Genomic DNA, 25,243 nt, shown 5'->3' on the forward strand with positions numbered 1-25,243 from the left:
CATGCAGACGACCCATCTGGCGCTGCCGCTCATCGATGCGGCGCAGGCGCAAAAACACGTCACGCATAATGAATCGCTGGCGCTCGTCGACGCGCTGACGCATCTCGCCGTTTCGGCACGCGGCGTTGCTGTCCCGCCGGCGACGCCGAGTGAAGGCGAGCGGCTTCTGATCGGCGCGGGCGCTGCGGGCGCTTTCGCTGGCAAGAGTGGGCAGATCGCGACATTTCTGGCGGGCGGCTGGAGCTTTCTGACGCCGCGGCCGGGCTGGCGCCTTTATGTCGCCGCCGAGTCGCTCCTGCTGCTCTATGACGGCGCGAATTGGGTCGACCTCGGCTCCAGCCTGCGAGATTTGGGGAATCTCTCGCGGCTCGGCGTCGGCACGAGCGCCGACGCCGGCAACCCGCTGGCCGCCAAGCTCAATGCGGCGCTCTTCACCGCAAAATCCACGGGCGAAAGCGGCTCGGGCGATCTGCGGCTGACACTCAACAAAGAAGCCGCCTCCAACACGGCGTCTCTCGTCTATCAAGATGCTTATTCCGGACGCGCCGAGATGGGGCTCTCGGGCGACGATGATTTCCGCGTGAAGGTCTCGCCCGATGGCTCCGCTTGGAAAAGCGCGATCGTCGTCGACCGAACAACCGGCGCCGTCGCCTTTCCGAGCGGCGGCCCGACGAAGATCGTGGCCTTCTCGTCGAGCGGAACCTACACGCCCTCGCCCGGCGTGACGCTGATCGATGTCATTCTTGTTGGCGCCGGCGGGGGCGGCGGTTCAGGCGCGCGACAGGCGGCGGGAGCAATTGCATCGGGGGGCGGAGGCGGCGGGGGTGGCGGCGTTGCGCGGGGTCGATTTACGGCCGCGCAAATTGGCGCGTCCCGAACTGTCACGATTGGCGCGGGCGGAGCTGGCGGCGCGGCGCAAACGACGAACAGCGCAGCAGGCAATAACGGGGCTTCCGGCGGCGATACGTCATTCGGGGCGCTGTTGCGCGCAACAGGCGGCGGCGCAGGCTCCGGCGGCGGCCTGGCGGCCGGTTCAGGGGGCGGCGGCGGGGGTGGATTGGCGCCTGCTGGAAACGCCTCCGGCGCGACGGGCGGCGCTGGCGGCGCGATCGGCGGGAGTGGCGGATCGGCTGCGGCCGGCGCTGGCTCCTTCTATCCCGGCGGCGGCTCGGGCGGCGGCGGGAGCCCCGCGACAGGCGACGCCGGGCTGCAAGGCGGCGCATGCCCTGGCGCTTCATCAGGCGGCGGCGCCGGGGGCGGAATTACCGCAGCGAACGCCGCGAGCAATGGCGGGCAAGGCGGAAGCGTGTATGTCGCCGGCAACGCCTCGAACGCCCAGGGCGGCGTCGCCGGCGGCGCGATAAACGGCGCCAATGGATCTGGCGGCTGGGCGAATGGCGCTGGCCCCTTGGAGCAGGCGGGAGCGGGCGGCGGGGGCGGTGCATCCGGACTTGTTACGGCAGGCAATGGCGGCGCCGGCGGCTTTCCCGGCGGCGGCGGGGGCGGTGGCGGCGCGCATCAGAATGGCGGGAGCGGCGGCGCTGGCGGCACCGGCGGATCGGGTTACGCGATCATCGTCGAATATTTCTAAAGCGGCACGGCCTTCCCAAACAATTCGAAAAAATCATTCAGCGCGGCTCGCGCGCGAGAAAGGATTTTTCTATGCAATGGCCCAATGAACGATCGCCCGCGGAGCTCATCGAGTTCTATGGCGATCCGGTGCTTCACAGCTCGATCAACACGGCATGGGAGCGCGACAATATCGTCGATCTCATCCCCCCTTTCGCCATGCGCTATTCCTGGGGCCCCCCGGTGACGACGCTGCGCTTCCACAAAAAATGCCGCGACGCTTTTGGCGAGGCGTTGCTCGCCGTCAAGAAGCTTTACGGAACGCAAGGCGAGATCGAAGCGCATCGCCTGCATTTGACCGGCGGCTCGCTGATGGTGCGGCTCAAGCGCGGCTCGACCAAAAGCTGGTCGACGCATAGCTTCGGCGCGGCCCTCGACATCGACCCGCAACATAATCCCTTCCGCTCGAAATGGCGGCCGGGGTTCATCCCGCTCGAGGCCGCCCGCGCCTTCGAGGATTGCGGCCTCATCTGGCGCGGCGCCAATGGCGATTGCGATCCCATGCATTTCCAGGCTGTCAGCCGTTAGAGCGCATTCCGCAAAAGTTGACAGACTTTTGCGATAAGAATGCGCTCCAGCTTTTTGAATCTGCGCGCTTTCTCATCGCTCGCGCGTAATTTCACGCGAGCGGAAAGCGCGCTAAGGAGAACCAAAATGCCTGCACTCGATAATCTCGCAGCGGCTTTCAACGATGTGCGAACGGTCGCCGCCGCCGCTGTGGAGCGAATCCACTATCTCGCCCACGACCTCGCCTATGCCCGCGCGTCGGCGGTGGACGCCGCCGCCGTCGACCAGATGGCCGCCGATCTTCACGCGACCGCCGATCAGCTACGCGCCGCAATCGCCGCAGCGGACCAGTCCCTGCCCCAAGCCTGAGGCCTCGATAGGCATGGGCCTTTGAAGGAAAATACGATGACAGGATATCGCACCTATCTCGCCGCCGCGCTTGTCGCCATGTTTGGCGTGCTCGCATCGACCGACTGGATCACCTTTCTCGACGATCCCAAGGCGGGCGCCGTCGCCGTCGGCGCGGCGACTCTCATGGCGGCGATGCGGGCCTTCACCTCGACGCCGCCGGGGAAAATCTCCACGCTGCTTCGCGCGCCCCGCTAAACTTGCAATATGCCTCCGAAGGCCGGCAAGATGCTGAAAAGCGAGCCAGGCCACGGCCTTCGGCGGCGTTCATTCGCGGTTCATCGCCGATGGAGAAGGATAGGTTCAGGAGAACGAATGCCCGTCGCCTTTTTCAGGTTTCGCTGCGCTTTGGCCGCCGCCGCGATCGCGGCGACGCTTGGGCCGGCGCGCGCCGAAGAGGCTCCCGAACGGATAGCCGAGCGCCTGCCCGTCCGCCGCCAATGCTTTTCCACGAGCCAAACGCGGGAAAAGATCGAGGCGCACAAGCTGACCGAGCCTCTCGCCTGCATGCGCGCCGCCGCCCTTGAACTCAGCGGCGAAGCGCTGGGCGCGCGGCTATGCTGGCTGGAAGAGCTCTTCATCTACGAGATCAGCGTGCTGCGGCCAGACGGACGCATCGTCAAACTTTTGTTCGACGCCGCGACGGGAAAGCCGCATTCCAGCCGCACGAATAATTGAGACAAGACCGGGGTTTCATGGGGAGGGCGAAAGGGTGCGGCTGCTCGTCATCGAAGACGATAAGGATTTGAACCGCCAGATCGCGCAGGCTCTGGAGCAGTCCGGCTACGCCGTGGACCGTGCGTTCGACGGCGAAGAAGGGCATTTTCTGGGCGAAACGGAAACCTATGACGCGGTTGTGCTCGACGTCGGCCTGCCCAAAAAGGACGGCATCACCGTTTTGGAGCAATGGCGCGCAAATGGGCGCGTCATGCCGGTTCTGATTCTGACGGCGCGCGACCGCTGGAGCGAAAAGGTTCAGGGTTTCGACGCCGGCGCCGACGATTATGTCGCCAAGCCCTTCCATATGGAGGAGGTGCTGGCGCGCATGCGCGCTTTGCTGCGCCGCGCCGCCGGGCATGCGACCAATGAGATCGTTTGTGGACCCGTGCGGCTCGACACCAAAGCTGGCCGCGTGGTGGTCGACGGCGCGCCGGTGAAGCTCACCTCGCATGAATACCGGCTGCTCGCCTATCTCATGCATCACAGCGGGCGCGTTGTCTCGCGCAGCGAGATCATCGAGCATATTTACGATCAAGACTTCGACCGGGACTCCAACACGATCGAAGTCTTTGTTGGGCGTCTGCGCAAGAAGCTCGGCGTGGAGCTGATTCACACCATTCGCGGACTCGGCTATATGGCCGTGTCCGGCCCAGAGGACGCCGGCGGGAAACGCTAAAGAACCATGCGCCTGCCGAGCTTGACGACACGCTCCATCGCAACGCGACTGTTTTTGACCGCAGCCGCGCTGAGCTCGGTGGTGCTGCTCGTCGCCAGCCTATTCTTCACCGCCTATTACCGACGGGTCGCGGAGGAAATTTTCGAACGCCGCCTCGACGTCTACCTTCGCGCCATCGTCGCCGACGTCTCGGAGTCGGGCCAGGAGGGACGAACGGGACCGAGCCAGTTCGGCGATCCGCAGTTCGAGCTCCCTGGCTCGGGCTGGTATTGGCAGATCACGCGCATGGACAATGCGGCGCATGAGATAAAGGCGTCGCGTTCACTCTTCGCCGATCGCCTCCCCAAGCTCTCCGACCTCGGCGTGCCGGCGGGCGTGGGCGGCTCCCGGCGCGGTCTTGCCTGGGGGCCGGACGGCCGCAAGCTGCGAATCGTCGAGCGCGTCATCGACGCGGAAGACACAGGCATTTATCTCGTCCAGGTCGCCGCGAGCGTCGAAGAAATGGAAGAGCAGATCACGCGCTTTCGTTTCGCTTTGATCATCGCCTTCGCCGCGCTCGCCATTGCGCTCGCGATCGTCGCCGCCTTTCAGGTGCGTTTCGGCCTACGGCCGCTGCGCCTTTTGCAGCGCGAGCTGGCCGCCATTCGGCGTGCGGAGCGCGACCGCATCACGGGCGCCTATCCCAACGAGATCGCCCCGCTCGCCGACGAGCTCAATCTGCTCATCGGCGCTAATCGCGACATTCTCGAACGCGCCCGCACTCAGGTCGGCAATCTGGCCCATGCGTTGAAGACGCCGCTCAGCGTCATGGTCAATGAAGCGGACGCCGCGCCCTCGCCTTTGGCCGACAAGGTCGGCGAGCAGGCGCGCATCATGCGCGACCAGATTTCCTTTTATCTCGACCGCGCGCGCGCGGCGGCCCGCGGCGGCGCGCTCGGCGCCGCGACGCCCATTGCGCCCTGCGTCGAAGCGCTGCTGCGCGCTTTCACGAAGATCTATAGCGAGCGCAGCATCGCCTTCTCGGGCGACGTCCGCCCGGAGCTGCGTTTCCTCGGCGAACGCCAGGATCTCGAGGAGATGGTCGGCAATCTTCTCGACAATGCCGGGAAATGGGCGGAGAGCGCCGTCACGATCTGCGTCGCGGTCGACTCTCAAACCAGCGGCGCGAGCCGCAGCGCGTTGATCGTCACGATCGACGACGACGGCCCCGGCCTCGCGCCGCATTTACGCGCGCAGGCGACAGAGCGCGGCCGCCGGTTGGACGAAACCAAGCCGGGCTCGGGATTGGGCCTCTCGATCGTGGTCGATCTCGCCGTCGCCTATGGCGGCGCGCTGGAATTGGACGACAGCCCGACAGGCGGCCTGCGGGCGCGGCTGCGCCTGCCGGGGTTTTGACAGCCGCCTGCCGATCCTGCATGAGGGGCGCGATTGCGACCACCGAGGGAGAATGGATTTTGTCGACGACGTGCGCGAAAGCGACCTTGGCGATGAGCCTCCTCTGCGCGGCCTCTGGCCTCTCCGCCTGCAATTCGGCGCCGGCGCCGGCGCCCATCGTGGCGGAGGCGCCTGTCGTCACAACGCCGCCGCCGCCTGCGCCGGGCGTCATTGGCGGCTCTATCGGGCAGTCTCTTGGAGAAAAGGACCGCGCCACGGCCATTGCCGCTCAACAGGAAGCGGTCTCCAGTGGCGCCCGCAAAAGCTGGCGGGGCGAGAAGGGCGCCTATGGCTTCGTCACGCCCGGCTCCGAGAATGGCCCCTGCCGGGATTACACCCACAAGATATTTATCAACGGCCGACCGCAGGAAGCGAAGGGCCAGGCCTGCCGCGAGAATGGCGAATGGCGGGTGACGAGCTGACTTGGGCGTCGTCGCCTCGATGCGGCTCTTCATCGCCTTTCTCCTGCTGGCGCTCTGCATCGCTGTTGGAACTGTCTTGCTGTTCTCGGCCCGCGGGAATGCGCCGAATGAAACGATCCATGCGGAGGTCGCCGGCGTAAGCTTTTCCTACGCGCGCGCCTATGCGCGCGACGAGACGACTGGCGTCGGCGGAATGGCGGACAGATTGAGCTTCATCGTCTCCTACCCCGGCTTCGCGCCTGTGAAAGCGAAATCGCGCGTTGGCGAGTCGGTGACTTTTACGGTCACTTCAAAGGACGACGGGCTCGACCCCGGCGAACGCCCCGCGAAGCTCTACGCCCGTTTCCTGGCGCCCGAGACGCTGGATGGCCCGGGCGGCCTCGTGCTGCGTCGCTTCGATCCGGGTTCGCCCTACGATTCCGAAGAGCTTTTCATCGCGCCGCCCGACGGAAGCGCGTTTTTCGCGCGCTGCCCGAAACCGGAGACGGGCGCGCCTGGCGAGGGCTGCATCTCTGTCTTTCGCAAAGGAGCTCTCGACGTCGAGCTGCGCTATGCGCCGACGCTTCTCGAAAATTGGGATGCGCTCTACGAGGGCGCGCAGACGCTGCTCGCCAGAATGACCGCGCCGCAAACAAAGAAGCGGTGATTACAGGCTGCTGCAAAAGTGGCGGTGACGCCCCTCGTGCTTCGAGACGCCTGCTGCGCAGGCTCCTCAGCATGAGGAGCTTCTGCAACTTCGTCAAACACTTAGGCCTCATCCTGAGGAGCGAGCGACGCTCGCGTCTCGAAGGACGAGGCCGCCTCGGAGGTTTGTCGTGTGATTACTCTTCTTCCTCGAGATCGAAATCGAGAATGGCGATCTGCAGCGTGAAGCTCGAGAGCTTCGCATCGTCAGCGGAGATCACTCCCAGAAACTCGCCGTCGCTGTTGAGCTCGACGGAATCGGTTTTGCGGCCGCGCGCGACAATCGTCAGCCGGTCGTTCTCGAAAAGCTTCCGCAGATAAGACTGCAGCACTTCGCGGCCGACAGGAATTTTCATCTCGAAAGCGAAAGAGCGGTCGCCGTCCTCGTCGTCGACAGAGATGGTCGCGATTTTGCGCTCGCCGAGATGAACGGCGGCGTTCTCCGTGTTCTTCGGATCGAGGGTGACGCGGATGTCGTCATTGCCGAAGGAGCGACGCAGAAACGCCTGCAGCTTTCGCAATTCGCCTTTTTCCACCCGCGCCTCCCGAGATGCCTAATCTTTTCAGTCCTGTGACATGATCCCGCGACCCGGGCAAGATGTGTTTTTCGCAAAAAAACGCCCGGCGAAATCGCCGGGCGCTTGCATTGGAATCGAGCCGGATTATTCGCCGGCCTCTTTGAGACGCTTGTTGCACTGGCTCCAATATTTCGGCCAGGTGATCTTCTTGTCGGCCTTGAGAAGCTCGGCCTTCTTTTGCTTCCACTCGGCGGCGCATTTCTTCTGGCGCGACTGCGTGGCGGCCTTGGTGTCGGCGGCGGGCTTGGCGGCCTCGGCCGGCTTCGCGGCTTCCGCCGGCTTAGCGGGTTCGGCGGGCTTGGCGGCCTCGGCAGCCGGCGCAGGCGTCGGCGCCGCGGCTTCGGCGGGCTTCGCCGGCTCGGCGGCGGGTTTCGCAGCTTCCGCCGGGGCGGCGGCGGCCGGCTCGGCGAGGCTCGCGCGGCATTCCTTCAGAAAATCCTGCCAGCTCTGGCCGGCGAGTTCATTGGCGGCCTTCTTGGCCTGATAACGAGATCCGCATTCCTTCAGCACATTGGCCTGGGCGAGGGCTTCGCCCGAGACGGCCATGCCGAGGCCCATGGCGACGAGGCCGACCGCAGCGCGGGAAACAACGAGACGGATCACCATATAAATTCTCCCTTATGGAAGCCGCTTGGATGTTCGGCAGCGACTTGCGACGGCGCGGTCAAGCACAGGACGCGCCATTTTTGTCAGCGGCGACTCGTCTTACGGCAGCGCAACGATAGTCTGATTGATGTTGTGAACGCAATCTGATCAGGCGATAAAGCGAATAGCCTCGATGCCGCACCTGTACTGACGGAGAAACGCCTTTTGCCGCCCGCCCGCGAACAACCGGCAAGCTGGGGGAATAGCGTCATCCTACACGACGACGGGCGCGCCCGCTGCCCCTGGGCGGGTCAGGATCCGCTTTATATTGCCTATCACGACGACGAGTGGGGACAACCCGAGAGGGACAGCAGGGCCCTGTTCGAGAAACTCATTCTGGACGGGTTCCAGGCGGGCCTGTCGTGGATCACGATCCTGAGGAAGCGCGCGGCCTTCCGCAAAGCCTTCGAAGGCTTCGATCCCGAGGCGATCGCCCGTTTCGACGACAAGCGCGTGCATGAATTGATGCAGGATGATGGGATTGTTCGCAACCGCGCCAAAATTGAGGGCGCCGTCCTGTCGGCGCGCGCCTGGCTGGAGATCGAGGCCGAGCAAGGCTTCTCCGCCTATCTCTGGGGCTTCGTCGACGGCGCGCCGGTCGTCAATCACCCGAAACTTATCAGCGACATTCCAACGCAGAGCGCCGTCTCCTTGCGCCTCTCGAAGGATCTGAAAGCGCGGGGCTTCAAATTCTGCGGCCCGACGATCGTCTACGCCTTCATGCAGGCGGTCGGGATGGTGAACGACCATCTCGTTGATTGTCATGTTCGGAAATTAGACTGAATGACGCAGGCGCCGATCAAAAAACGCGCGGTCAAGGAGGCCGCGCCCCGCGCCTGGCAGCGCATGCTTTCCGGGCGGCGGCTCGACCTGCTCGACCCCTCGCCCCTCGACATAGAGATAGAAGACATCGCCCACGGCCTCGCCCGGGTCGCGCGCTGGAACGGGCAAACTTTTGGCCCCCACATCTTCTCCGTCGCCCAGCATAGCTTGCTTGTCGAACGGATCGCGGCCGAGCTCGAGCCCTCGATCGGCCGCGCCGAACGCCTGTTCATGCTGCTCCACGACGCCCCCGAATATGTGATCGGCGATATGATCTCGCCCTTCAAGGTGGTGATCGGCGACGCTTACAAATCCGTCGAAAACAGGATTCTCTCGGCGATCCTGCTGCGTTTTTCCCTGCCGGCGACGCCATCGCCGTCTCTGCTCAAGCTCGCGAAGCAGGCCGACCGGGCGGCGGCTTTTTTCGAGGCGGTGTCGCTCGCCGGCTTTACACGGGGAGAAGCCGAGCGCATCTTCGGTCGCCCTGCGATCTCGCCGCAGGAGTTGAAGGACGAGATTGCGCCTGCCCCCGTCGATGCTGTACAGGCGCGGTTCCTCGCCCGGTTTCAGGAGATCGACCGAGGCTAGCGCAAGGCCAAGAGGGTTCCGATGTCGTGCGGGCGGCTTTATGTCTGTTCCATGACCAAGGTGGTCGACACCGTGCGCGCCAGCGGGGCCCGCTCGCTCGTCACGATTCTGACCGCCGGCGCCTCTTTGGTGCGGCCTTGCGAAATCTCGCGCGAGCGCCATTTGCGCATCGCCGTCTCGGATATCGATAAAGCGGTCGACGGGCATGTGCTGCCGGGCGAAGAGCACATCGACAGGCTGCTGGCCTTCATCGAGGAATGGGACCAAACCGATCCTTTGGTCATCCATTGTTACGCGGGCGTGAGCCGTTCGCCGGCGGCCGCCTATGTCGCCGCCTGCGCCCTGGCGCCGCATCGCTGCGAGTTCGAGCTCGCCCAGGAATTACGCCGCCTCTCGCCGACCGCGACCCCGAACCGCCGGCTCGTCGCCCTCGCCGACCGACGCATGGGGCGGGAGGGGCGGATGGTGGCCGCCATCGCCGCGATCGGCAGAGGGGCGGATTGCTTCGAGGGGGCGCCTTTCGCGCTTGAACTCGCCTGACCGACACGAGCCTGGAAATAGACGTTGCGACGCTTTCCCCGCCGGTCGAGATCGGGCTGACGGCGGCGATTGTCGCCGTGCGCGGCGATGAGCCGCTGATCCTCACCACCGGCGCCGATGACCAGAGCGGCGTCGCCGCCCTGCCCTCCGGCCCCTTCGACCCGGTTCGCCATCGCACCTTCGAGATCGGCTTGCGCGCCTGGGTGGCGGAACAGACCGGCGCGCCGCTCGGCTATGTGGAGCAGCTCTACACTTTCGGGGATCGTGGCCGCCACGCCCGCGCCGGCGACCGCGACCCTCATGTCGTCTCGATCGGCTATCTGGCGCTGACCCGCATCGGCGACGACAGCAGGCGTCCGGCGAACGGGGCCTGGCGGAGCTGGCATGATTTCTTCCCCTGGGAGGATTGGCGCAAGGCCCGGCCCGAGATCATCGAAACGACGATCCTCCCCGGCCTGCGCGACTGGGTAGCGGAAGCGCCCAACGCTGTCTCCGCGCCAACCCTTTCGCGCCGCCATCGCGTCGATTTGCTGTTCGGCGCGCGCGGCTTCAACGAGGAGAATGTGCTCGAGCGATACGAGCTTCTCTATGAGGCCGGAATGGTCGAGGAGGCGCTGCGCGACGGGCGCGAAGCGGCGGCGCGGCGGCGGCGGCTCGAACCGCTCGGCCTTCCCATGCGCCACGATCACCGCCGCATCCTCGCGACCGCCATGGGCCGGCTGCGCGCCAAGATGAAATACCGGCCCGTCATCTTCGAGTTGATGCCGGAGGCTTTTACGCTCACCGAATTGCAGAGAACAGTGGAAGCGATCGCGGGACGCCATCTCCACAAGCAGAATTTCCGCCGGCTGGTCGAAACATCGGCAATCGTGGAGCCGACCGGAGAGATGTCGCTGAAAACTGGCGGACGCCCGGCGGCTCTATTCCATTTTCGCCGCAATGTTCTGCAAGAACGACCCTCGCCGGGCCTGCGCGTGGGCATCAGGAGCTGATTTGCTCTTTAAGATATTGTTCACCCTAACATGGTGAACATTCCCTTGAACGCGTCGCGTCCGTAGAGCGTAGAGGTGCGTCTTGGGCTATCTTTCGCCGCCGCCGTCGCCGGCGCCGGTCATCGTCTATAAGGACGTCGGCGGGCTCGTCTCGGACTATGAGGCCCAGACCGAGCAATACCGCCGCGAAAATCGCGACGTGCGGCTCCACGAGTGCCGCTCCGCCTGCACGCTGGCGCTCAGCCTGCCCAATGTCTGCGTCTATCCTGACGCTCAGGTAAAATTCCACCAAGCCTATAATGCGATCACGCGAGAGGTCGATCTCGACATTTCGTCCAGGCTTTTCGCCTCCTATCCGGCGGCGGTGCAGGCGCGCCTGGGCTATTTGACGCGCGAATACAGGGTGTTGAGCGGCCGGGAGCTGATCGCGCTGGGCATGCGCAATTGCGAAGGCGACAATCCTGTGCTGATCGCGAGCCGCCGCCAACGGCAGGCGCCGACGGCGATTGCCAGCGCCGCGCCGAGTGGGGCTTCGAGTGGGGCTCCGAGCGCCTGGGGAGACATCGCCAGCAAGGTGCAGAGCGCCGTCGCCAGCGCGCTTTCTGGCCCGGAGCAGCCGTCCAGCGGCTCGATTCGCATCGCCGTCGCCGATCGCGAACGCCTGACGTCGGACGCTGTGGCGCGTTCCGAGGCGCCGATCGGCGCCCTGCGCGTCGATGTGCCGCTTCCGCCCCGGCGCCCGCCCTCCGAAGCCTTCACGGCGAGCGACGCCCGGTTGTATGTCTCGCAGATCCCGGGGTCGCAGCCCATTCTCAGCGCCAAATTCGTCCGCGCCGAAACGCGTTAACGATATGGCGCAAGCCTGAGGTCCGCTGTTGAGCAATTTTTGGCCATGATGTTAACATAGCCGTCGTAGCGTCTGGGGAGGTCCGGTTTGGCGAACCGATCCTCCGGAAGGCCGAACCCCGGGCTAACCGGAAGGAGGTCTTTTGCAGGCGCCGAGCAAAGACAAAGCATGGTTCGCGCCGCCCGTAAGGCGCGGCCACGAGCCAAGACGGGGAAGCGATCCTTTTGACGACGCCGCGCGATAGCGACAAACGCCACCCCAATTCGCCGCGCTCGATCGCACTCGGCTTTTTCGCCTCTTGCATGGCCTTCGTCACGCCGAACATGACGGAGACCGCCGTCGCGAACGGCGACACGCGCACGATCTATCTCCATCACGCCCATACGGGCGAGGACATCGCCGCGACCTATCTCGTCAACGGCCAATATGACACCCGCGTTCTCGAGCAGTTGAACTGGTTCCTGCGCGACTGGCGCAGAGACGAACCGACGACCATGGACCCCCGCCTCTTCGACGTGGTGTGGGAGGCTTATCGCTCCGCCGGCGCGAGCAATCAGGTCATCAATGTCGTCTCCGCCTATCGCTCGCCGGAGACCAACGCCATGCTGCGCGCCCGTTCGCGCGCTGTCGCCAAATTTTCCCAGCATATGCTCGGCAAGGCGATGGACACCACAATGCCTGGCATGCCGATGTCGGACGTCCGCGAGATCGGCATGCGCATGCAGCGCGGCGGGGTCGGCTATTACCCCAACGCCAACACGCCCTTCGTCCATCTCGACGTCGGCAATGTGCGCTCCTGGCCGCGCATGAGCTACGATCAGCTCGTTCGCCTGTTCCCGGACGGCAAGACGGTTCATCTGCCGACGAATGGCCAGCCGCTCCCCGGCTATGACGTCGCGAAAGCGGAGATCGAAGCGCGCGGCAATGGCGCCTATGTCACTGCGCCGCGCCGAACCTTCGGCGGCTTCTTCGCGGCCTTGTTCGGCATGAGCAGCGGCGAGGACGAGGACGCCGAGATCGCCGCCCCGCCGCCGAGCACGCGCAAGCAATGGGCCGCGCTCGCCCCGCGCAATGCGCGCGGCGCTGCGGCGGATGCCGACGGCGAAGAAGGCGGCGTAGCCGAACAACCGGCCAGCCGCCGCGGGCGCAACCAGCTCGCCCGCGCCGAGGCTGACCTACCACGCGGCGAAACCGCCATGACCGCGACAGGCGCCGTCGCCGTCGCGCCGGACTCAAATCGCGCCCCGCTGACGGCGGCTCCGCCCGCGCCTAACGAGCCTGCCGCCGAGATCCCGCAAGAAGAAGAGAAAAAGCCGAAATACGCCCGCGTGCCGCTGCCGCCGGCAGGACGGCCGGCCTCTCTGGATAGACCCGCGCCGCTCGACGAGAAGCCAACCGCGGTCGCAGCGGTCGAGCCGAATGGCCCGCGGGAGCTCCGCTCTTCCGTCGATGCGCAGGAACGCGAACCCGCCGAAGCCGCGACGTCTCGGCGCTTCGTAAACGCGCCGAAGCCTCCTCGACGCCCTGCGACGCTGGCCCTCGCCGCGCAAGAAGCTGACGGGCCGACAGCGCCTGGGCGCCCGCAGCAGCGCCGCAACGGCGCCTCCCACGCCATCGCGAAAATGGTCGAGCCTGAAGATCAGGCCGGCGCGGACGATCCGGCCCTCGCCTATGCGCCGGATGGCGACACGAAGCCGAACGCCGCGAAACACGACGCAGAGGACGCAAAACCAAAGCCCGCGCAAAAGACGGTCGCAGAGAAGGCCGACCTTGTCCCCGCCCGCCTCGACCGCTCGAATTTCAACACGCTGACAGCGACGACGCCCGCCGCGCATGTCTCCGCGCGCCCTGTGCTGGGCGCGCCGATTACCGCGGTCCGCTCAGCCGCCCGCGCCACCGCGCCGAGCCTGTTGCTGCCGCCTGCCCGTCCGGCGAATATCGTCGGCTTCGCGGCTCCCGCCGCGCCGCCCCCGGCCGACAAATTCGCCCCCGGCGGAGCCCGCGCGCGCTCGGCAGGGCAGAAGAACGAGGCCGGTCCGAAAAACTGAGGGGCGGATCGCCGTAGTGCGTTAGCAAAGAGACCACCGGCTCATCTTGCGCACATTACAACGCGCAACGGCGATGGATTCAGCCACTCACTGCTGATGAACCGAGAAATGAGCTGCGCACACAATTAAATCATGTGATTTTGGTATCGTTTTAGGGCCTGTTGGGATTTGGGATTCCCTCCAAAGCTTGGCTGTGATTCAAGCTATGGATGGAACGATTCGTATTGACTGACGCCCAATGGACGAAGATGGAGCCGCTTTGTCTTGGCAAGCGCGGCGATCCCGGCCGCAGCGGCGAGAACAACCGGCTGTTCGTGGAGGCGGTCCTTTGGATCGCCCGCACGGGCAGCCCTTGGCGCGATCTTCCGAAGCATTTCGGCAACTGGAGCACCGTATATACGCGCTTTCGCGATTGGGTGAAGGCGGATGTTTGGAAACGGATGTTCGACGCGGCGTCGGACGAGCCGGACATGGAATTCGCCATGATCGACGCCACCATCGTCAAAGTCCACCGTCACGGACAGGGCGCAAAAGGGGGACTTCGAGCCAAGCCATTGGCAAATCCAAAGGCGGCATGACCACCAAAATCCTCGCTCTGACGGACGCGCTCGGCAATCTCGTGCGCTTCACGCTCATGCCGGGGCAGCGCCATGACACAGTCGGCGTTGCGCCGCTCATCGAGGGTTTGTCCTTCGATGCTTTGATCGCCGACAAGGCTTTCGATAGCAACGCCATCATCGCCGATCTCGACGCGCGCGGGGCAAAGGCCGTCATCTCCCAGCATCCGCGCAGATCGATGCCGCTCACAATCGATGAGGAGATGTATAAATGACGGCATCTGATCGAGAATTTTTTCTGCAAGCTCAAAGAGTTCAAGCGCATCGCCATGCGCGCCGACAAGACCGATCAAAGCTACGCCGCAATGATCCATATCCTTGCCGCTGTCATTCAAACTCGATGAATCCCAACAAGCCCTAGTCGGACGTTTCGCAAGCAGCGCGAGAAGAGACGCTTTTTAATTTTCGTCAGCTCGGGAATAATTCGGTGGCCTTGACGCCGGCATTCTCTTTTGGAGAGCAGACTGGAATCGGGATCAGCGTAAAAAAATTATCCTCTGATGGCCGTTTCGATGTTGAAAATCAGAATACCTTGCGCAACTACCTCGTGCACCCGAAGCATAAGGATTTCGCATCAAAATTGAGCAAGATCGTGGACTGGATCGTCGGCGATATCGCCGCCGGTTTGCCTACCGCCGATAGTTGACGACGCGCCAGTAGAGCGAGGTAGCGCGTTCGGACGATGGCCACTTGATCGCCTTGCTTTTGCAGAATCAGCGGCTTAGGCTTCCATAACTCCGGGCATCCCTCCACACTCGGAACAAGAAACGCCCCGACGCCGGATGGACGCGCGGGGCGTTTTTTAATCATGTACAAGCTCAGACGCCTTTCGCCAAGTTCCGTGCGTCAACAGCCCACGGGACCGCCGGTTCATTCGGGTTTGGCTTGCTTAGTTGAATACGCGAAATCTGCATGATTCCGCTCGGTCGCGTTTCTGTTGGGCTGACCTGTATGTTGCCTGCTACGAACCCTAATTCGAAGTTCACCGCCCAAACCCCTTCGGTAATCCCTTGCTTTTGGATGAGAGCTTCGGTCACTTCTTTTAGGTCAAAAATGTATTGCGTCGGCTCAGCCATTATAGTTACTCCCCACGAGCTCAGCTCCTTGCGTGGTCGATACTTTAAGCCAGGGGGAACTCTGGTTACTCAACTGAATTCCGCGCGTCTCCGCGCTTCCAATGCCGCCGCCTGCCGTTGAGAATGTCCTTCCCTTCAAATTACTTATGACGAGGACCTGGGTTGACGCAGGCGCCCACGCGGACTGGTCTTGAGGCTGTATCGTTGCCATGAGCGGTTGCGCCAGTTTGTATACGACATACTGGTTCAAGCTCACGCCCTCCTCTGCAGCGCTAAGTGCCAAGCTGCGATGCAAAGTCTTTGGCATACGGACTAGAAGTTTGCCGCTATACTCCAAAGGTGCCGAGGGTTCTGGGACTGGATTGCCTGCGCTGCGCGCGGCCTCAATCCAGGCGGCAATCGCATCCTCGATTTCACGGGAAGCCTCCGCTCTACTCGCGCCGAACGCCGAACAGCCAGGTAAATCTTTGGCGACCGCGATGAAACCCTCGTCCTCATCGCTCCAAAAGATATCGACAGGGTAACGGTCCATATCAGACGTCTTCCTCATAATATCGGTTGATCATGGAGATCAGCTGTTTGGCATGATATGGCTTTATCTTCCCGTCATGGTTTTGGAAGTTGAGCTGGTCCGGCTCCCCCGGGCGAGCGAACACCGCGTGAGAGCCCTTTCCCCCAGAAGCGGTAAAGCCAAGCCATCCTGCCACCTTGCAAGCATCTTCAAACCGGACGTCCTTGGGGTTATTCCTGATTGTCTCAATGAGCTTGCTTCTCTGGCTCAAGATGATACTGCCTATGGTATCAATGATCAGTTAATGCGCCAGCGGGCTCGCGGCAAGTCCGAAATGATAGGAACATTGTCGTAGACAATCTAGAGGCAAGGCGCCTTCAACGCGCTGGATGCGTTTTCGTTCCCGTCCCATGTTGCATCTATTTTGCATGGAGTCGCCGGGACTGTTGGGAAATCGTTGTAAATCAAGGGAAATAGTTTGTAACATGACGCAACATGAAAGCGACCTTTCCCGCCCTCATCCGCGCCAGAAATCGCTGTAAAATCAAGGTGGTGGGGGAAGTAGGACTCGAACCTACGAAGGCTTAGCCAGCGGATTTACAGTCCGCCCCCTTTGCCGCTCGGGACATTCCCCCATCTCTCTCGCTTGCACGAAAGTGTTGGCCGCCATCGGCGGCCAATCGGTAGCGGCATATGCGTTGCTCGCGCCCTGCCTGTCAACCTCAAAATCCCGCCGTCAACACTTGCCGCCCACACGCTCTGCGAGCTTGGCTGTCAGGCGGCGTAGGGCGGGCGATTTATCGTCGCGGTCCAGTATCACCTGAATCAGCGACCACCCGGCCTCATTGGCGCGCGCGCGGGCCAGAGCAGCCGCCATCTCGCGTTCGGTCTCGACCCTGATCCCCAGCCCGCCGCCGATCACCTGCTCCAGGCCCGCATAATTCCAGCGCTTGATGTCGTTGAAACCGCCGTCGAGCATGGGCCGCTCCGTGCCATAGCCGTCATTATCGAGAAGAATGACGATCGGGTTCATGCCGAATCGGGCCGCCGTAGAAATCTCCAATCCGGTCATCTGGAAGGCGCCGTCGCCCACGAGCACGAGCGGGCGCAGCTTGGGAGCCGCCGTCTTGACGCCGAGCGAGGCCGGCACGGCGAAGCCGAGCGAGGTGTAATAAGCGGAAGCAAGAAAATGCGCGCCATCGCTGATGAAGAGGTCCGAGGCGCCGAGCAACGCGTCGCCCGTGTCGGCGATCACGATCATGTCTTTCTCCAGAAAGGCGTTGATCTGCCGGAACAGCGCGTCGACCGTCATCTTCCGGTCGCGGGCCTCGAACGGCCCCGGATGCAAGGGATGAGTGAAGGGCGGGAATGCGCGCTTCGCCCATGGGCGTTCAGAGAGCGCCGCGATGAAGTCCTCCATCCGAACACCGTCATAGGCGTGAAGCCCGATGGCGACACGGTCCTTGCCGGCGTAGATCGCCGACCGGCGGTCGATATGGGCCGTATAGATGCCGAGGTTGACGTCGGTCATCATCGCGCCGAGCAGAATGAGGCAATCGCTGCTCTCGACATAGTCGCGAAGATCCTCGCGACCCATCGCCCCCTCATAGACGCCCATATAAGCCGGATGCGATTCGGGAAACACCGACTTGCCCATGATGCTGGCCGCAACGGGAATGCCCGAGATCTCGACGAGCGCCATGAGGCGATCCTGCAGGCGGAAGCGGTGCAGCTCCTCTCCGGCGAGAATGACCGGGTGATTCGACGCCGCAATCTTGTCCACCGCCTCGGCGACCGCATAGGCGAGCGCCTCCGGATCGCTCGTCTCGGCGGGCAATGACCGGACCGGCGCCGGCGCGATCTCGGCAAGCGTCATGTCGCGCGGCAATTCGATATAGACGGGACGGCTGTGACGCTTTGCCAGCGCGATCGCGCGATCGATCTCGCTTGCGGCTGTGGTCGCGTCGTCGAGCACGGCGGTGGCGACGGTCAGCTCGCGAAACACCTTGAGCTGCGTATCGAAGTCTCGAACCCGGTGGTGAAGGAGTGGATTGCGCGCCTGCTCGCGCGCGCCCGGCGCCCCGCCGATGAGAATGACCGGCGAACGCTCGGCATAGGCCTGGGCGATCGTATTGGCGGCCTTCAGACCGCCGACGCAATAAGTGAGCGCCACAACCCCGAGCCCTTTGATGCGCGCATAGGCGTCTGCAGCGAAGCCTGCGCCCTGCTCATCGCAGGTATTGACGACTTGCAAGGGGCTTTTTTCCAGCAGGGAAAAGAAAGTGAGACAATAATCGCCGGGCACGCCGAAGACATGGCCGACGCCTTCCTCGCCAAGGCGTCGAATAAGGTAGCCGCCGATTGTCTCCGCCATAATCCCCTCCTCCACAATGGCGCCGCGCGCTGATGGCCAAGTGGGGAACACGGGCTCACGCGCAAGCGTTCTCTCCGGAGATTAGCGCGAAAAGGACTGGGAAAAAATGACGGCGCAGACGAGGGTGACGGCCGATCGGGCGTTTGAACCAGCTTTCTCCCTCGATGAATTCCAGGACCTCGACGCCGCCCAGCTTTATGAGCAGGCGCTGAAGCGCAACGAAGGGCTCATCGCGAGGAGCGGCGCACTCGTCGTCGAAACGGCGCCGCATACAGGACGCTCCCCCAACGACAAATTCATCATCCGCGACGCGCTCACCGATAAAGCCGTCTGGTGGGATAATAATCAGGCGATGAGCCCGGCGCAATTCGACCGGCTTTACGGCGATATGTCGCAGCATGTGCGCGAACGCGACATTTTCACGCAGAATTTGCAGTGTTGCGCGGACCCCGAGCATCAATTGCGCATTCGCGTGCATTCAGAATTCGCCTGGCACTCACTGTTCATCCGCAATCTTCTCATCAGGCCGGCTCGCGCAGAGATGCGCCCGGCGCCCGACCTCACCATCCTCGTCCTGCCGTCCTTCAAGGCAAATCCAAACCGTCACGGATGCCGTTCGCAGACGGTCATCGCGCTCGACTTCACGCGCCGTGTCGCGCTGATCGGCGGCACGCGCTACGCCGGAGAGATCAAAAAGGCGGTTTTCACTTTTCTCAATTTTTTCCTGCCGCCGCGCGGCGTGTTGCCGATGCATTGCGCCGCGAATGACCATGCGAGCGGCGCAGCCGTCTTTTTCGGCCTCTCGGGCACAGGAAAAACCACTCTATCGGCCGATCCTCAGCGCGCGCTCGTCGGCGACGACGAACATGGCTGGGGCGAAAACGGCCTCTTCAATTTCGAAGGCGGCTGCTACGCGAAGGCGATCCGCCTCTCGCGCGAGTTCGAGCCCGAAATCCATGCAGCCTCGCAACGCTTCGGCGCGATACTCGAAAACGTCGGGATCGATCCCGAAACGCGACGCGTCGATTTCGACGACGACAGCAAAACCGAGAATACGCGGATTGCCTATCCGCTCGAGTTCATCTCCAACGCCTCGAGCGAAGGGCGCGCCGATCATCCCAAAAACATCATCATGCTGACCTGCGACGCCTTTGGCGTGCTGCCGCCGATCGCGCGGCTCGACCCGGCCCAGGCGATGTATCACTTCCTCTCCGGCTATACCGCGCGCGTCGCCGGCACCGAGAACGGCCTACGCGAGCCTCAGGCGGTGTTCTCGACCTGTTTCGGCGCGCCCTTCATGCCGCGCCATCCGTCAGAATATGGCAATCTGCTGCGCGAGCGCATCGCACGACACGGCGCCAATTGCTGGCTGCTCAATACCGGATGGACAGGCGGCCGGTTCGGCGAAGGAAAGCGCATGCCGATCGCAACGACCCGCGCGCTGCTGCGCGCCGCGCTCGATGGCGCGCTCGCGCGCGGTGCCTTTCGCCGCGACCCCTATTTCGGATTGGAGACGCCGCTCGCGGCGCCGGGCGTCGATCCGTCCCTGCTCGATCCCGCCGCCACCTGGTCGTCGCGCGAAGACTATGGGAAGACAGCGCGCAGGCTCGTCGACATGTTCCACGCCAATTTCGAGCCTTTCGCGCCCTTTGTGGATCGGGCGGTTCAAGCAGCGGCGCCGCGCTGCGACTCTGCGTGATACGAGATTCCTTCCCGTCGCTCGCGTAGCGAGCGGTCGGGAATCCAGAGCAAGACAAGCGCTATCTTGGCCCGCCGTCATTGCGAGGAGCGTAAGCGACGAAGCAACCCAGGGCAGCTATCGCGGCTCTGGATTTCTTTACGTCGCTCGCAATGACGGGAGGCTCAAGATTCCCGGTCGGGCTTTCAGCCCGCCGGGAATGACGTGCCCAATGCGAGGGTCACGCAGATTCGAGCTTGGTCGGCTCCACCGCGGGCGTGGTCTCTGTTGTCTTCGCGGCCATGGCGACGAGCGCGTCGAACAGGACCGTCGCGGTCGGGTCCGCGCCGGCGGGATCGCGCAGCAGCCGGAAGGTCGAGATCACGATGTGGCCTTCGCCATAGAAACGCTCGACCGCCAGGCCCACTGGCTTGTGAATCCAACCGACCGCCAGCGCGGCATGCACGCGCGCGTGGAAGTCGAGAAGGTTGCAGCCAGAGATCACATGCGTGGGGATCACGCGATCGAAAGTCTGATCGATCATGGGGCCGCCGGGCAGGCCGCGGAACGGCCCCCGCCGCCGCAGCCAGGCGAAGGACGACGCCCAGTCGCCGCGCCACAGCGTGCCGTCGCGCGCCACGACTTTCACATTTTGCCAATGCGGGAAAAACGGCGTGAGCGTCCCTTCGTCCTCGGGCAGAAGCACGGCGCGTCCGCCTGTGCGCACATGATCGGCAAGGTCGCTCGTATTGCGTAGAGCAACGACGACATCCGCGTCATTCATCCCCGTGGCGAGGCGATAGCCAAAGGCCTGAAGGCGCACCCGCACATCCGGCTCGGGCGACCACAGGGACAGCGCCGGCGGCGTCGCGCGCGCGGGATGCAACGCGACCTCGATGTCGTTCGATGCGATGATCTCGCCGTTGGCGGCGCGCAGATGAAACGAGACCCGGCGCATCGAGGACTTGTCGACCTGGGGCAGCTCGAAGGAAATCACCCCCATGTCCGCCACCGTACCCGCTTCGATACGCGGCGTCGGCATGGTCTGCGACCAGTCGGAGAGTATCTCCAGCGTGCCCGGGTCGAGCGCGTCCGAACCGCCATGCGCGATGCGCACCGGGACCTGCAGCGTCTCCCCCGACCAAAAGGCCGCGCGCTCGATACGCGGCACGATCACCGTATCGGCGTTGATCGTGTGGAAGACATCGTGAAAGGCGCGCGTGTTGGAGCGCATGTCGAGAAGGCCGTTCGACTCCCAATGACAGTCGGTCAGCTCGGTGATCACATAGCCGGAGATCTCGGCGCGGCGCCGCATCGCTTCGATCTCATATTTGAGCGCGCGAAACTGCTGCCATTGCGTCGCTTCGATGAACCCTTCGAAACTGCCGAAGACGCGGTCGAGGCTCCAATCATGGAAGCGGTTGAGCACGCCATGCGGATACATGACGCCCTCGCCCCAGTCATGGCCGGTCTCGAACCACCAGGGCTCGCGCCCAAGGGCGTCATTGAGCTTCTCGGGATCGGGAAGCCCCCAATTGCCGAACTCGGAGCAGAGCAGCGGCTCCTTGCCCGTCGTCACGGCGTCGCCTTCGGGGCTGAACAGCCAATCGCCGCGATCGGCAAGCGCGTCGACGAAACGGTCCCAATCATGCCGGCTGTCGGGAATCGCCGCATAGAAGTGGTAATCCGCAAGATCGCTCTGCACGTGGAAGCTCGGCGCGAGTGGCGAATTATCGACGACAAGGCGCGTCGGATCATAGGCCTTCAGCCACAGATAGAGCCGCCGCAGCCAGGCGCGATGCTTGGCGTCGTGCACCAGATCGACGCCCCAGTTTTCGTTGATCAGCGTCCAGCAAAAGATCGACGGATGGTTGCCGTCGCGATCGATGATGCCCTTGAGCGTCGTCTCCTTGCGCTCGCGCGAGCGCTCGGTCGAATATCCGCCGTTCGGCAACTCGGCCCAGACCAGGAGCCCCAGCCTGTCGGCCGCTTCGTAATAGCGCGGGTCCGGCGCCTTGATGTGACAGCGCAGCGCATTGAGGCCGAGCGCCTTGGCTTTACGAAAGCGATCCTCGATGAACTCCAGCGACGGCGGCGTGCAGATGGTGTCGGGATAGTAATCCTGATCCAGCGCCGCGCGCAGATAAAAGGGCTTGTCGTTGAGATAAAGCTTGCCGTCCCGCGTCTCGATCTTGCGAAAGCCGAAGGTCGTCTCCTTCTCGTCGATCTTCATGCCGTCGCGCATGAGCTGCACGCGCAAGCGATAAAGATTGGGCGCGTCCGGCGACCAGGCTTGCGGGTTCGGCGCCTGGGCGCGCAACGTCGTATGCTCGGCGCCGCAGGCGAGTTCCGTCTTTGTCGAGGCCACGCATTCTCCCTGCGGGCCCAACACTTCCAGTATGGCTTCCGTCCTCGCGCACAGCGCGCGCTCGTACTGAAGCAGAGCGGCGATGTCGCCGGAGTCGAGATCGGCGCGCACGCGCAAGCAGGTCAGCCGATCCGGGACATTGCGTTCGAGATAGACCGACTGCCATATGCCAGAAAGCGGGCCATACCAGCTCTGCTTGCCGAACGGCATTTCTGCGAAGGGCGTATGGGGGAATTCAGCAGGGTCGTCGGTCGGGCTTTCGACGCGCACTTCGATCTCGGCGCGCCCCTCCACGAGGCGGTCGGTGATGTCGAAGTAGAAGGGCAGGAAGCCGCCGACATGGCTACCGACCAAGGCGCCATTCACGAACACATGCGCTATATGGAAAACGGCGCCGAAGTGGACGAAAATACGTTGCGACAACCAATCCGCCGGGACGTCGACGCTGCGGCGATAAACGCCGACGCCGCCGCGCATGCTCAAGTCGGGGAACTGAGCTTGCCAGGGACTAGGAACGACAATGCTCCGCCGCTCGGCGCGCGCAGAGGCGCCGCCGCCGAGATATTGGAACTCCCACATGCCATCGAGGCTGATACGCGCTTTGTTCACCGAGTTCTTCCCTGGCCAGAAACCTGACCCGTCCGAGGGACGAATAGAAGATGATGTTGAACTGCGAATATGCGATCTGCGCGATGAGAAAAATCCCTACGCGAATATACGTAAAAAGGCCAGAAGTTTTCCCGCGGCGCCTTGGACGTGACGGGATATTTTTGCAAGGTGGAGCTGAGCTATCACAAGGCTGACGACATCGACATGCAGACTCTCGACGCCAAGGATTTGCCGCTTCTGTTCCGGCGCCGCTACGGGGCGGAGCCGCTTGTTTTCCGCGCGCCCGGGCGCGTCAATCTGATTGGCGAGCACACGGACTACAACGACGGCTTCGTGCTGCCGGCCGCGCTCGACCTTTCGACTTATGCGGCGATTGCGGCGCGGTCGGATCGCGTGATCCGCGTTCACTCAGTGAATTTGAACAGCGATTTTGCGTTCGATCTCGACGAGCCGCAGAGCCGCGCCGGCGCGTGGAGCGATTATATCTGCGGCGTTGCGCTCGAGCTCGAAAAGTCCGGCTATAGGCTGAGCGGCGCCGACATCATGGTCTTCAGCACATTGTCGATGGGCTCCGGGCTCTCGGCATCTGCGGCGCTCGAAGTCGCGGTCGGCTATGCGCTGCTGAGCGTCTCCGGCGAGAAGATCGATCTTCTCGACCTCGCGCAAATCTGCCAGCGCGCCGAGAATAATTTCGTCGGCATGCGCTGCGGGATCATGGACCAGTTCATTTCCTGCCACGGCGTCGAAGGCGCGGCCTTGCTGCTCGATTGCCGAAGCCTCGAACACCGGATCGTGCCCATCGACCCGTCGGTGCGGATCGTGATCTGCAACACGATGGTTCACCACGAACTCGCCGGCAGCGCGTTCAACGAGCGTCGCCGCGAGTGTGAGGAAGCGGTCGCGCTTCTGTCTTCTTCGATCGAAGGCGTAATGGCGCTGCGCGATGTCGGCGTCGAGCAGCTCGAGGCGCATGCGGCGCGTCTTCCGGCGACGATCTTCAAGCGCGCGCGGCACGTGGTCACCGAGAACGCCCGTGCGCTCGCGGCGGTGGCTGCGCTCGAGGCGCGCGATTTCGCCGAATTTGGCCGATTGATGAACGCCTCTCACGAGAGCTTGCGCAATGATTATAAGGTGAGCTGCGCGGAGCTCGATCTGATGGCCGAGCTTGCGCGCGCTGTCCCCGGCGTCTACGGCGCGCGCATGACGGGCGGCGGCTTCGGCGGCTGCGTGGTGGCGCTCGTCGAAGCGTCCGCGACGGCGCATTTTGCCGACGCTGTCGGTCCAGCTTACGAAAAGGCGACGAATTTATCGCCGATGATCTTCACCTGCTTTCCCGGCCCCGGAGCCGGGCCCGCCATTTTCTGACGGATGCCCATATGCTGCGATTGCAACACGACTCACACCGCCGCCTCAACGCCCTCACCGGCGAGTGGGTGCTCGTCTCCCCGCATCGCACGAACCGGCCCTGGCAGGGCCAGACCGAGGCCAAAGCCGAGGCCGCCATCCCGTCTTACGACCCCGGCTGCTATCTTTGCCCGGGTAACGCGCGCGCCAATGGCGAGCGCAATCCGGCGTATGAAGACGTCTTCGCCTTCGACAATGACTTCGCCGCGCTCCTGGCTGACGCCCCACGAGAGGAGATCAATGAGAAGGGGCTGATCGTCGCGCAAGGCGAGCCGGGCTTCTGCCGCGTCGTGTGTTTCTCGCCTCGACATGATCTCACTCTGTCGCGCATGAGCGTCGACGACATTACAAAGGTCGTGGAGCTATGGCGCGAGGAGTTTGCCGGCCTCGACGCCAATCCCTTGGTCGGCTTTGTTCAGATTTTCGAAAATCGCGGCGCGATGATGGGCGCGAGCAATCCGCATCCACACTGCCAGATTTGGGCGACGCAGAGCGTGCCGAACGAAATCTCGAAAGAATCGGTCCGCCAGCATGATTATTTCGAAAGCCGTGGAACGTGCCTGCTATGCGACTATCTTGCGCTCGAACTCGAGAAGCGCGAGCGCGTCGTTTGCGAGAACGACGGCTTTGTGGCGCTTGTTCCGTTTTGGGCGACCTGGCCTTTCGAGACCATGCTGCTGCCGCGCCGCCACATGGTCGCCCTCGACGAATTCGGCGAAAGCGACTCGCGCGCACTGGCCGATATTTTGAGCCAACTGACCAAATGCTACGATAATCTCTTCTCCACGCCCTTTCCTTATTCGATGGGTTTCCATCAGCGTCCGAGCGACGGCGCCGCGCATCCGCACTGGCATTTTCACGGCCATTTCTATCCGCCGCTGCTGCGCTCGGCGACGATCCGAAAGTTCATGGTCGGGTTCGAATTGCTGGGCTCGCCGCAGAGGGACATAACGCCCGAAAGCGCGGCCGAGCGGCTGAGGGCTTCATTGTCGCGCTGAAGCGTTATACGAGATCCGCTTAATCGGGCCCGTGTCATTCCAGACGCTCGATCAGCGAGCGATCGGGA

26 protein-coding genes, 1 tRNA gene and 1 pseudogene are annotated in these 25,243 nt (G+C 63.5%); 21 read left to right on the top strand and 7 right to left on the bottom strand.

Annotation, left to right across the window (positions count from 1 at the left end; translation table 11 throughout):
• The first annotated feature begins 1 nt into the window (after position 1).
• From JJT62_RS19425 to JJT62_RS11680, 9 genes are all read left to right on the top strand, one after another.
• Positions 2–1,591, top strand: a complete 1,590-nt coding sequence (locus JJT62_RS19425) for a DUF2793 domain-containing protein (protein ID WP_202072935.1) — start codon at positions 2–4, stop codon at positions 1,589–1,591.
• Positions 1,592–1,662: 71 nt separating this feature from the next.
• The gene (locus JJT62_RS11645) at positions 1,663–2,157 is read left to right on the top strand and encodes a M15 family metallopeptidase (protein ID WP_202072936.1); all 495 of its coding nucleotides are present in this window, start codon (positions 1,663–1,665) and stop codon (positions 2,155–2,157) included.
• A gap of 126 nt (positions 2,158–2,283) precedes the next feature.
• Entirely contained in the window at positions 2,284–2,505 is a 222-nt protein-coding gene (locus JJT62_RS11650) for a hypothetical protein (RefSeq protein WP_202072937.1), read from the top strand.
• A gap of 36 nt (positions 2,506–2,541) precedes the next feature.
• Positions 2,542–2,742 (top strand): hypothetical protein, encoded by a 201-nt coding sequence (locus JJT62_RS11655; protein ID WP_202072938.1) that lies wholly within the window; start codon positions 2,542–2,544, stop codon positions 2,740–2,742.
• A 117-nt stretch (positions 2,743–2,859) separates the two neighbouring features.
• Positions 2,860–3,222, top strand: a complete 363-nt coding sequence (locus JJT62_RS11660) for a PepSY domain-containing protein (protein ID WP_202072939.1) — start codon at positions 2,860–2,862, stop codon at positions 3,220–3,222.
• A gap of 34 nt (positions 3,223–3,256) precedes the next feature.
• Positions 3,257–3,940 (top strand): response regulator transcription factor, encoded by a 684-nt coding sequence (locus JJT62_RS11665; RefSeq protein WP_202072940.1) that lies wholly within the window; start codon positions 3,257–3,259, stop codon positions 3,938–3,940.
• Positions 3,941–3,946: 6 nt separating this feature from the next.
• Positions 3,947–5,335: a sensor histidine kinase gene (locus JJT62_RS11670; RefSeq protein ID WP_202072941.1), complete on the top strand. Its 1,389-nt coding sequence runs from the start codon at positions 3,947–3,949 to the stop codon at positions 5,333–5,335.
• A gap of 92 nt (positions 5,336–5,427) precedes the next feature.
• A complete protein-coding gene (locus JJT62_RS11675) occupies positions 5,428–5,796 on the top strand; it encodes a hypothetical protein (RefSeq protein ID WP_246744843.1) in 369 nt (122 codons plus the stop codon).
• Between the two features lies 1 nt (position 5,797).
• Positions 5,798–6,442 carry a hypothetical protein gene (locus JJT62_RS11680; RefSeq protein ID WP_246744844.1) on the top strand — a complete coding sequence of 215 codons (645 nt, stop codon included), beginning with the start codon at positions 5,798–5,800 and terminating at the stop codon, positions 6,440–6,442.
• Positions 6,443–6,617: 175 nt separating this feature from the next.
• On the opposite strand, the gene JJT62_RS11685 is transcribed toward JJT62_RS11680, so the two are convergent.
• Positions 6,618–7,016, bottom strand: coding sequence for a DUF3126 family protein (locus JJT62_RS11685; protein WP_202072943.1), 399 nt, complete (start codon positions 7,014–7,016; stop codon positions 6,618–6,620).
• Between the two features lie 126 nt (positions 7,017–7,142).
• Positions 7,143–7,664 (bottom strand): hypothetical protein, encoded by a 522-nt coding sequence (locus JJT62_RS11690; RefSeq protein WP_202072944.1) that lies wholly within the window; start codon positions 7,662–7,664, stop codon positions 7,143–7,145.
• A gap of 204 nt (positions 7,665–7,868) precedes the next feature.
• Here JJT62_RS11690 and JJT62_RS11695 point away from each other — a divergent pair, with 204 nt between their 5' ends.
• From JJT62_RS11695 to JJT62_RS11730, 8 genes and pseudogenes are all read left to right on the top strand, one after another.
• A complete protein-coding gene (locus JJT62_RS11695) occupies positions 7,869–8,486 on the top strand; it encodes a DNA-3-methyladenine glycosylase I (RefSeq protein ID WP_202072945.1) in 618 nt (205 codons plus the stop codon).
• Positions 8,487–9,113, top strand: a complete 627-nt coding sequence (locus tag JJT62_RS11700; RefSeq protein WP_202072946.1) for an HD family hydrolase — start codon at positions 8,487–8,489, stop codon at positions 9,111–9,113.
• 21 nt (positions 9,114–9,134) lie between these two features.
• Positions 9,135–9,653, top strand: a complete 519-nt coding sequence (locus JJT62_RS11705; protein ID WP_202072947.1) for a tyrosine phosphatase family protein — start codon at positions 9,135–9,137, stop codon at positions 9,651–9,653.
• A gap of 77 nt (positions 9,654–9,730) precedes the next feature.
• Complete coding sequence (locus tag JJT62_RS11710; RefSeq protein WP_370568527.1) at positions 9,731–10,645, top strand: NAD regulator; 915 nt, start codon at positions 9,731–9,733, stop codon at positions 10,643–10,645.
• Positions 10,646–10,727: 82 nt separating this feature from the next.
• Positions 10,728–11,492 carry a hypothetical protein gene (locus JJT62_RS11715; RefSeq protein ID WP_202072948.1) on the top strand — a complete coding sequence of 255 codons (765 nt, stop codon included), beginning with the start codon at positions 10,728–10,730 and terminating at the stop codon, positions 11,490–11,492.
• Between the two features lie 224 nt (positions 11,493–11,716).
• Complete coding sequence (locus JJT62_RS11720) at positions 11,717–13,540, top strand: DUF882 domain-containing protein (RefSeq protein WP_370568528.1); 1,824 nt, start codon at positions 11,717–11,719, stop codon at positions 13,538–13,540.
• A 209-nt stretch (positions 13,541–13,749) separates the two neighbouring features.
• Positions 13,750–14,501, top strand: a pseudogene (locus JJT62_RS11725) (IS5 family transposase).
• Positions 14,502–14,584: 83 nt separating this feature from the next.
• Entirely contained in the window at positions 14,585–14,803 is a 219-nt protein-coding gene (locus JJT62_RS11730; protein ID WP_202072949.1) for a hypothetical protein, read from the top strand.
• A 172-nt stretch (positions 14,804–14,975) separates the two neighbouring features.
• Here JJT62_RS11730 and JJT62_RS11735 read toward each other — a convergent pair whose 3' ends face one another.
• A complete protein-coding gene (locus tag JJT62_RS11735; protein ID WP_202072950.1) occupies positions 14,976–15,233 on the bottom strand; it encodes a hypothetical protein in 258 nt (85 codons plus the stop codon).
• Positions 15,226–15,765 carry a type II toxin-antitoxin system HicB family antitoxin gene (locus tag JJT62_RS11740; RefSeq protein ID WP_202072951.1) on the bottom strand — a complete coding sequence of 180 codons (540 nt, stop codon included), beginning with the start codon at positions 15,763–15,765 and terminating at the stop codon, positions 15,226–15,228. The genes JJT62_RS11735 and JJT62_RS11740 overlap by 8 nt, the downstream gene beginning before the upstream one ends.
• A 52-nt stretch (positions 15,766–15,817) precedes the next feature.
• On the opposite strand from JJT62_RS11740, the gene JJT62_RS11745 reads away from it, so the two are divergent.
• Positions 15,818–16,099, top strand: coding sequence for a hypothetical protein (locus JJT62_RS11745; protein WP_202072952.1), 282 nt, complete (start codon positions 15,818–15,820; stop codon positions 16,097–16,099).
• 195 nt (positions 16,100–16,294) lie between these two features.
• Here the strand turns inward: JJT62_RS11745 and JJT62_RS11750 are convergent.
• Together JJT62_RS11750 and JJT62_RS11755 are read right to left on the bottom strand one after the other, a co-directional pair.
• Positions 16,295–16,379, bottom strand: a tRNA-Tyr gene (locus JJT62_RS11750).
• 101 nt (positions 16,380–16,480) lie between these two features.
• Positions 16,481–18,118 (bottom strand): alpha-keto acid decarboxylase family protein, encoded by a 1,638-nt coding sequence (locus JJT62_RS11755; RefSeq protein WP_202072953.1) that lies wholly within the window; start codon positions 18,116–18,118, stop codon positions 16,481–16,483.
• Positions 18,119–18,224: 106 nt separating this feature from the next.
• On the opposite strand from JJT62_RS11755, the gene JJT62_RS11760 reads away from it, so the two are divergent.
• Positions 18,225–19,817, top strand: a complete 1,593-nt coding sequence (locus tag JJT62_RS11760) for a phosphoenolpyruvate carboxykinase (RefSeq protein ID WP_202072954.1) — start codon at positions 18,225–18,227, stop codon at positions 19,815–19,817.
• Between the two features lie 220 nt (positions 19,818–20,037).
• Here the strand turns inward: JJT62_RS11760 and JJT62_RS11765 are convergent, their stop codons facing one another.
• Entirely contained in the window at positions 20,038–22,773 is a 2,736-nt protein-coding gene (locus JJT62_RS11765) for a sugar-binding domain-containing protein (RefSeq protein ID WP_202072955.1), read from the bottom strand.
• Between the two features lie 147 nt (positions 22,774–22,920).
• On the opposite strand from JJT62_RS11765, the gene galK reads away from it, so the two are divergent.
• Complete coding sequence (gene galK / locus JJT62_RS11770; protein WP_370568529.1) at positions 22,921–24,138, top strand: galactokinase; 1,218 nt, start codon at positions 22,921–22,923, stop codon at positions 24,136–24,138.
• 11 nt (positions 24,139–24,149) lie between these two features.
• On the top strand, positions 24,150–25,175 hold the full coding sequence (locus tag JJT62_RS11775; RefSeq protein WP_202072956.1) for a UDP-glucose--hexose-1-phosphate uridylyltransferase: 1,026 nt from the start codon (positions 24,150–24,152) through the stop codon (positions 25,173–25,175).
• Positions 25,176–25,243: the final 68 nt, after the last annotated feature.

The organism is Methylocystis sp. Sn-Cys (assembly GCF_016745395.1).
Classification (GTDB): Bacteria; Pseudomonadota; Alphaproteobacteria; order Rhizobiales; family Beijerinckiaceae; genus Methylocystis; species Methylocystis iwaonis.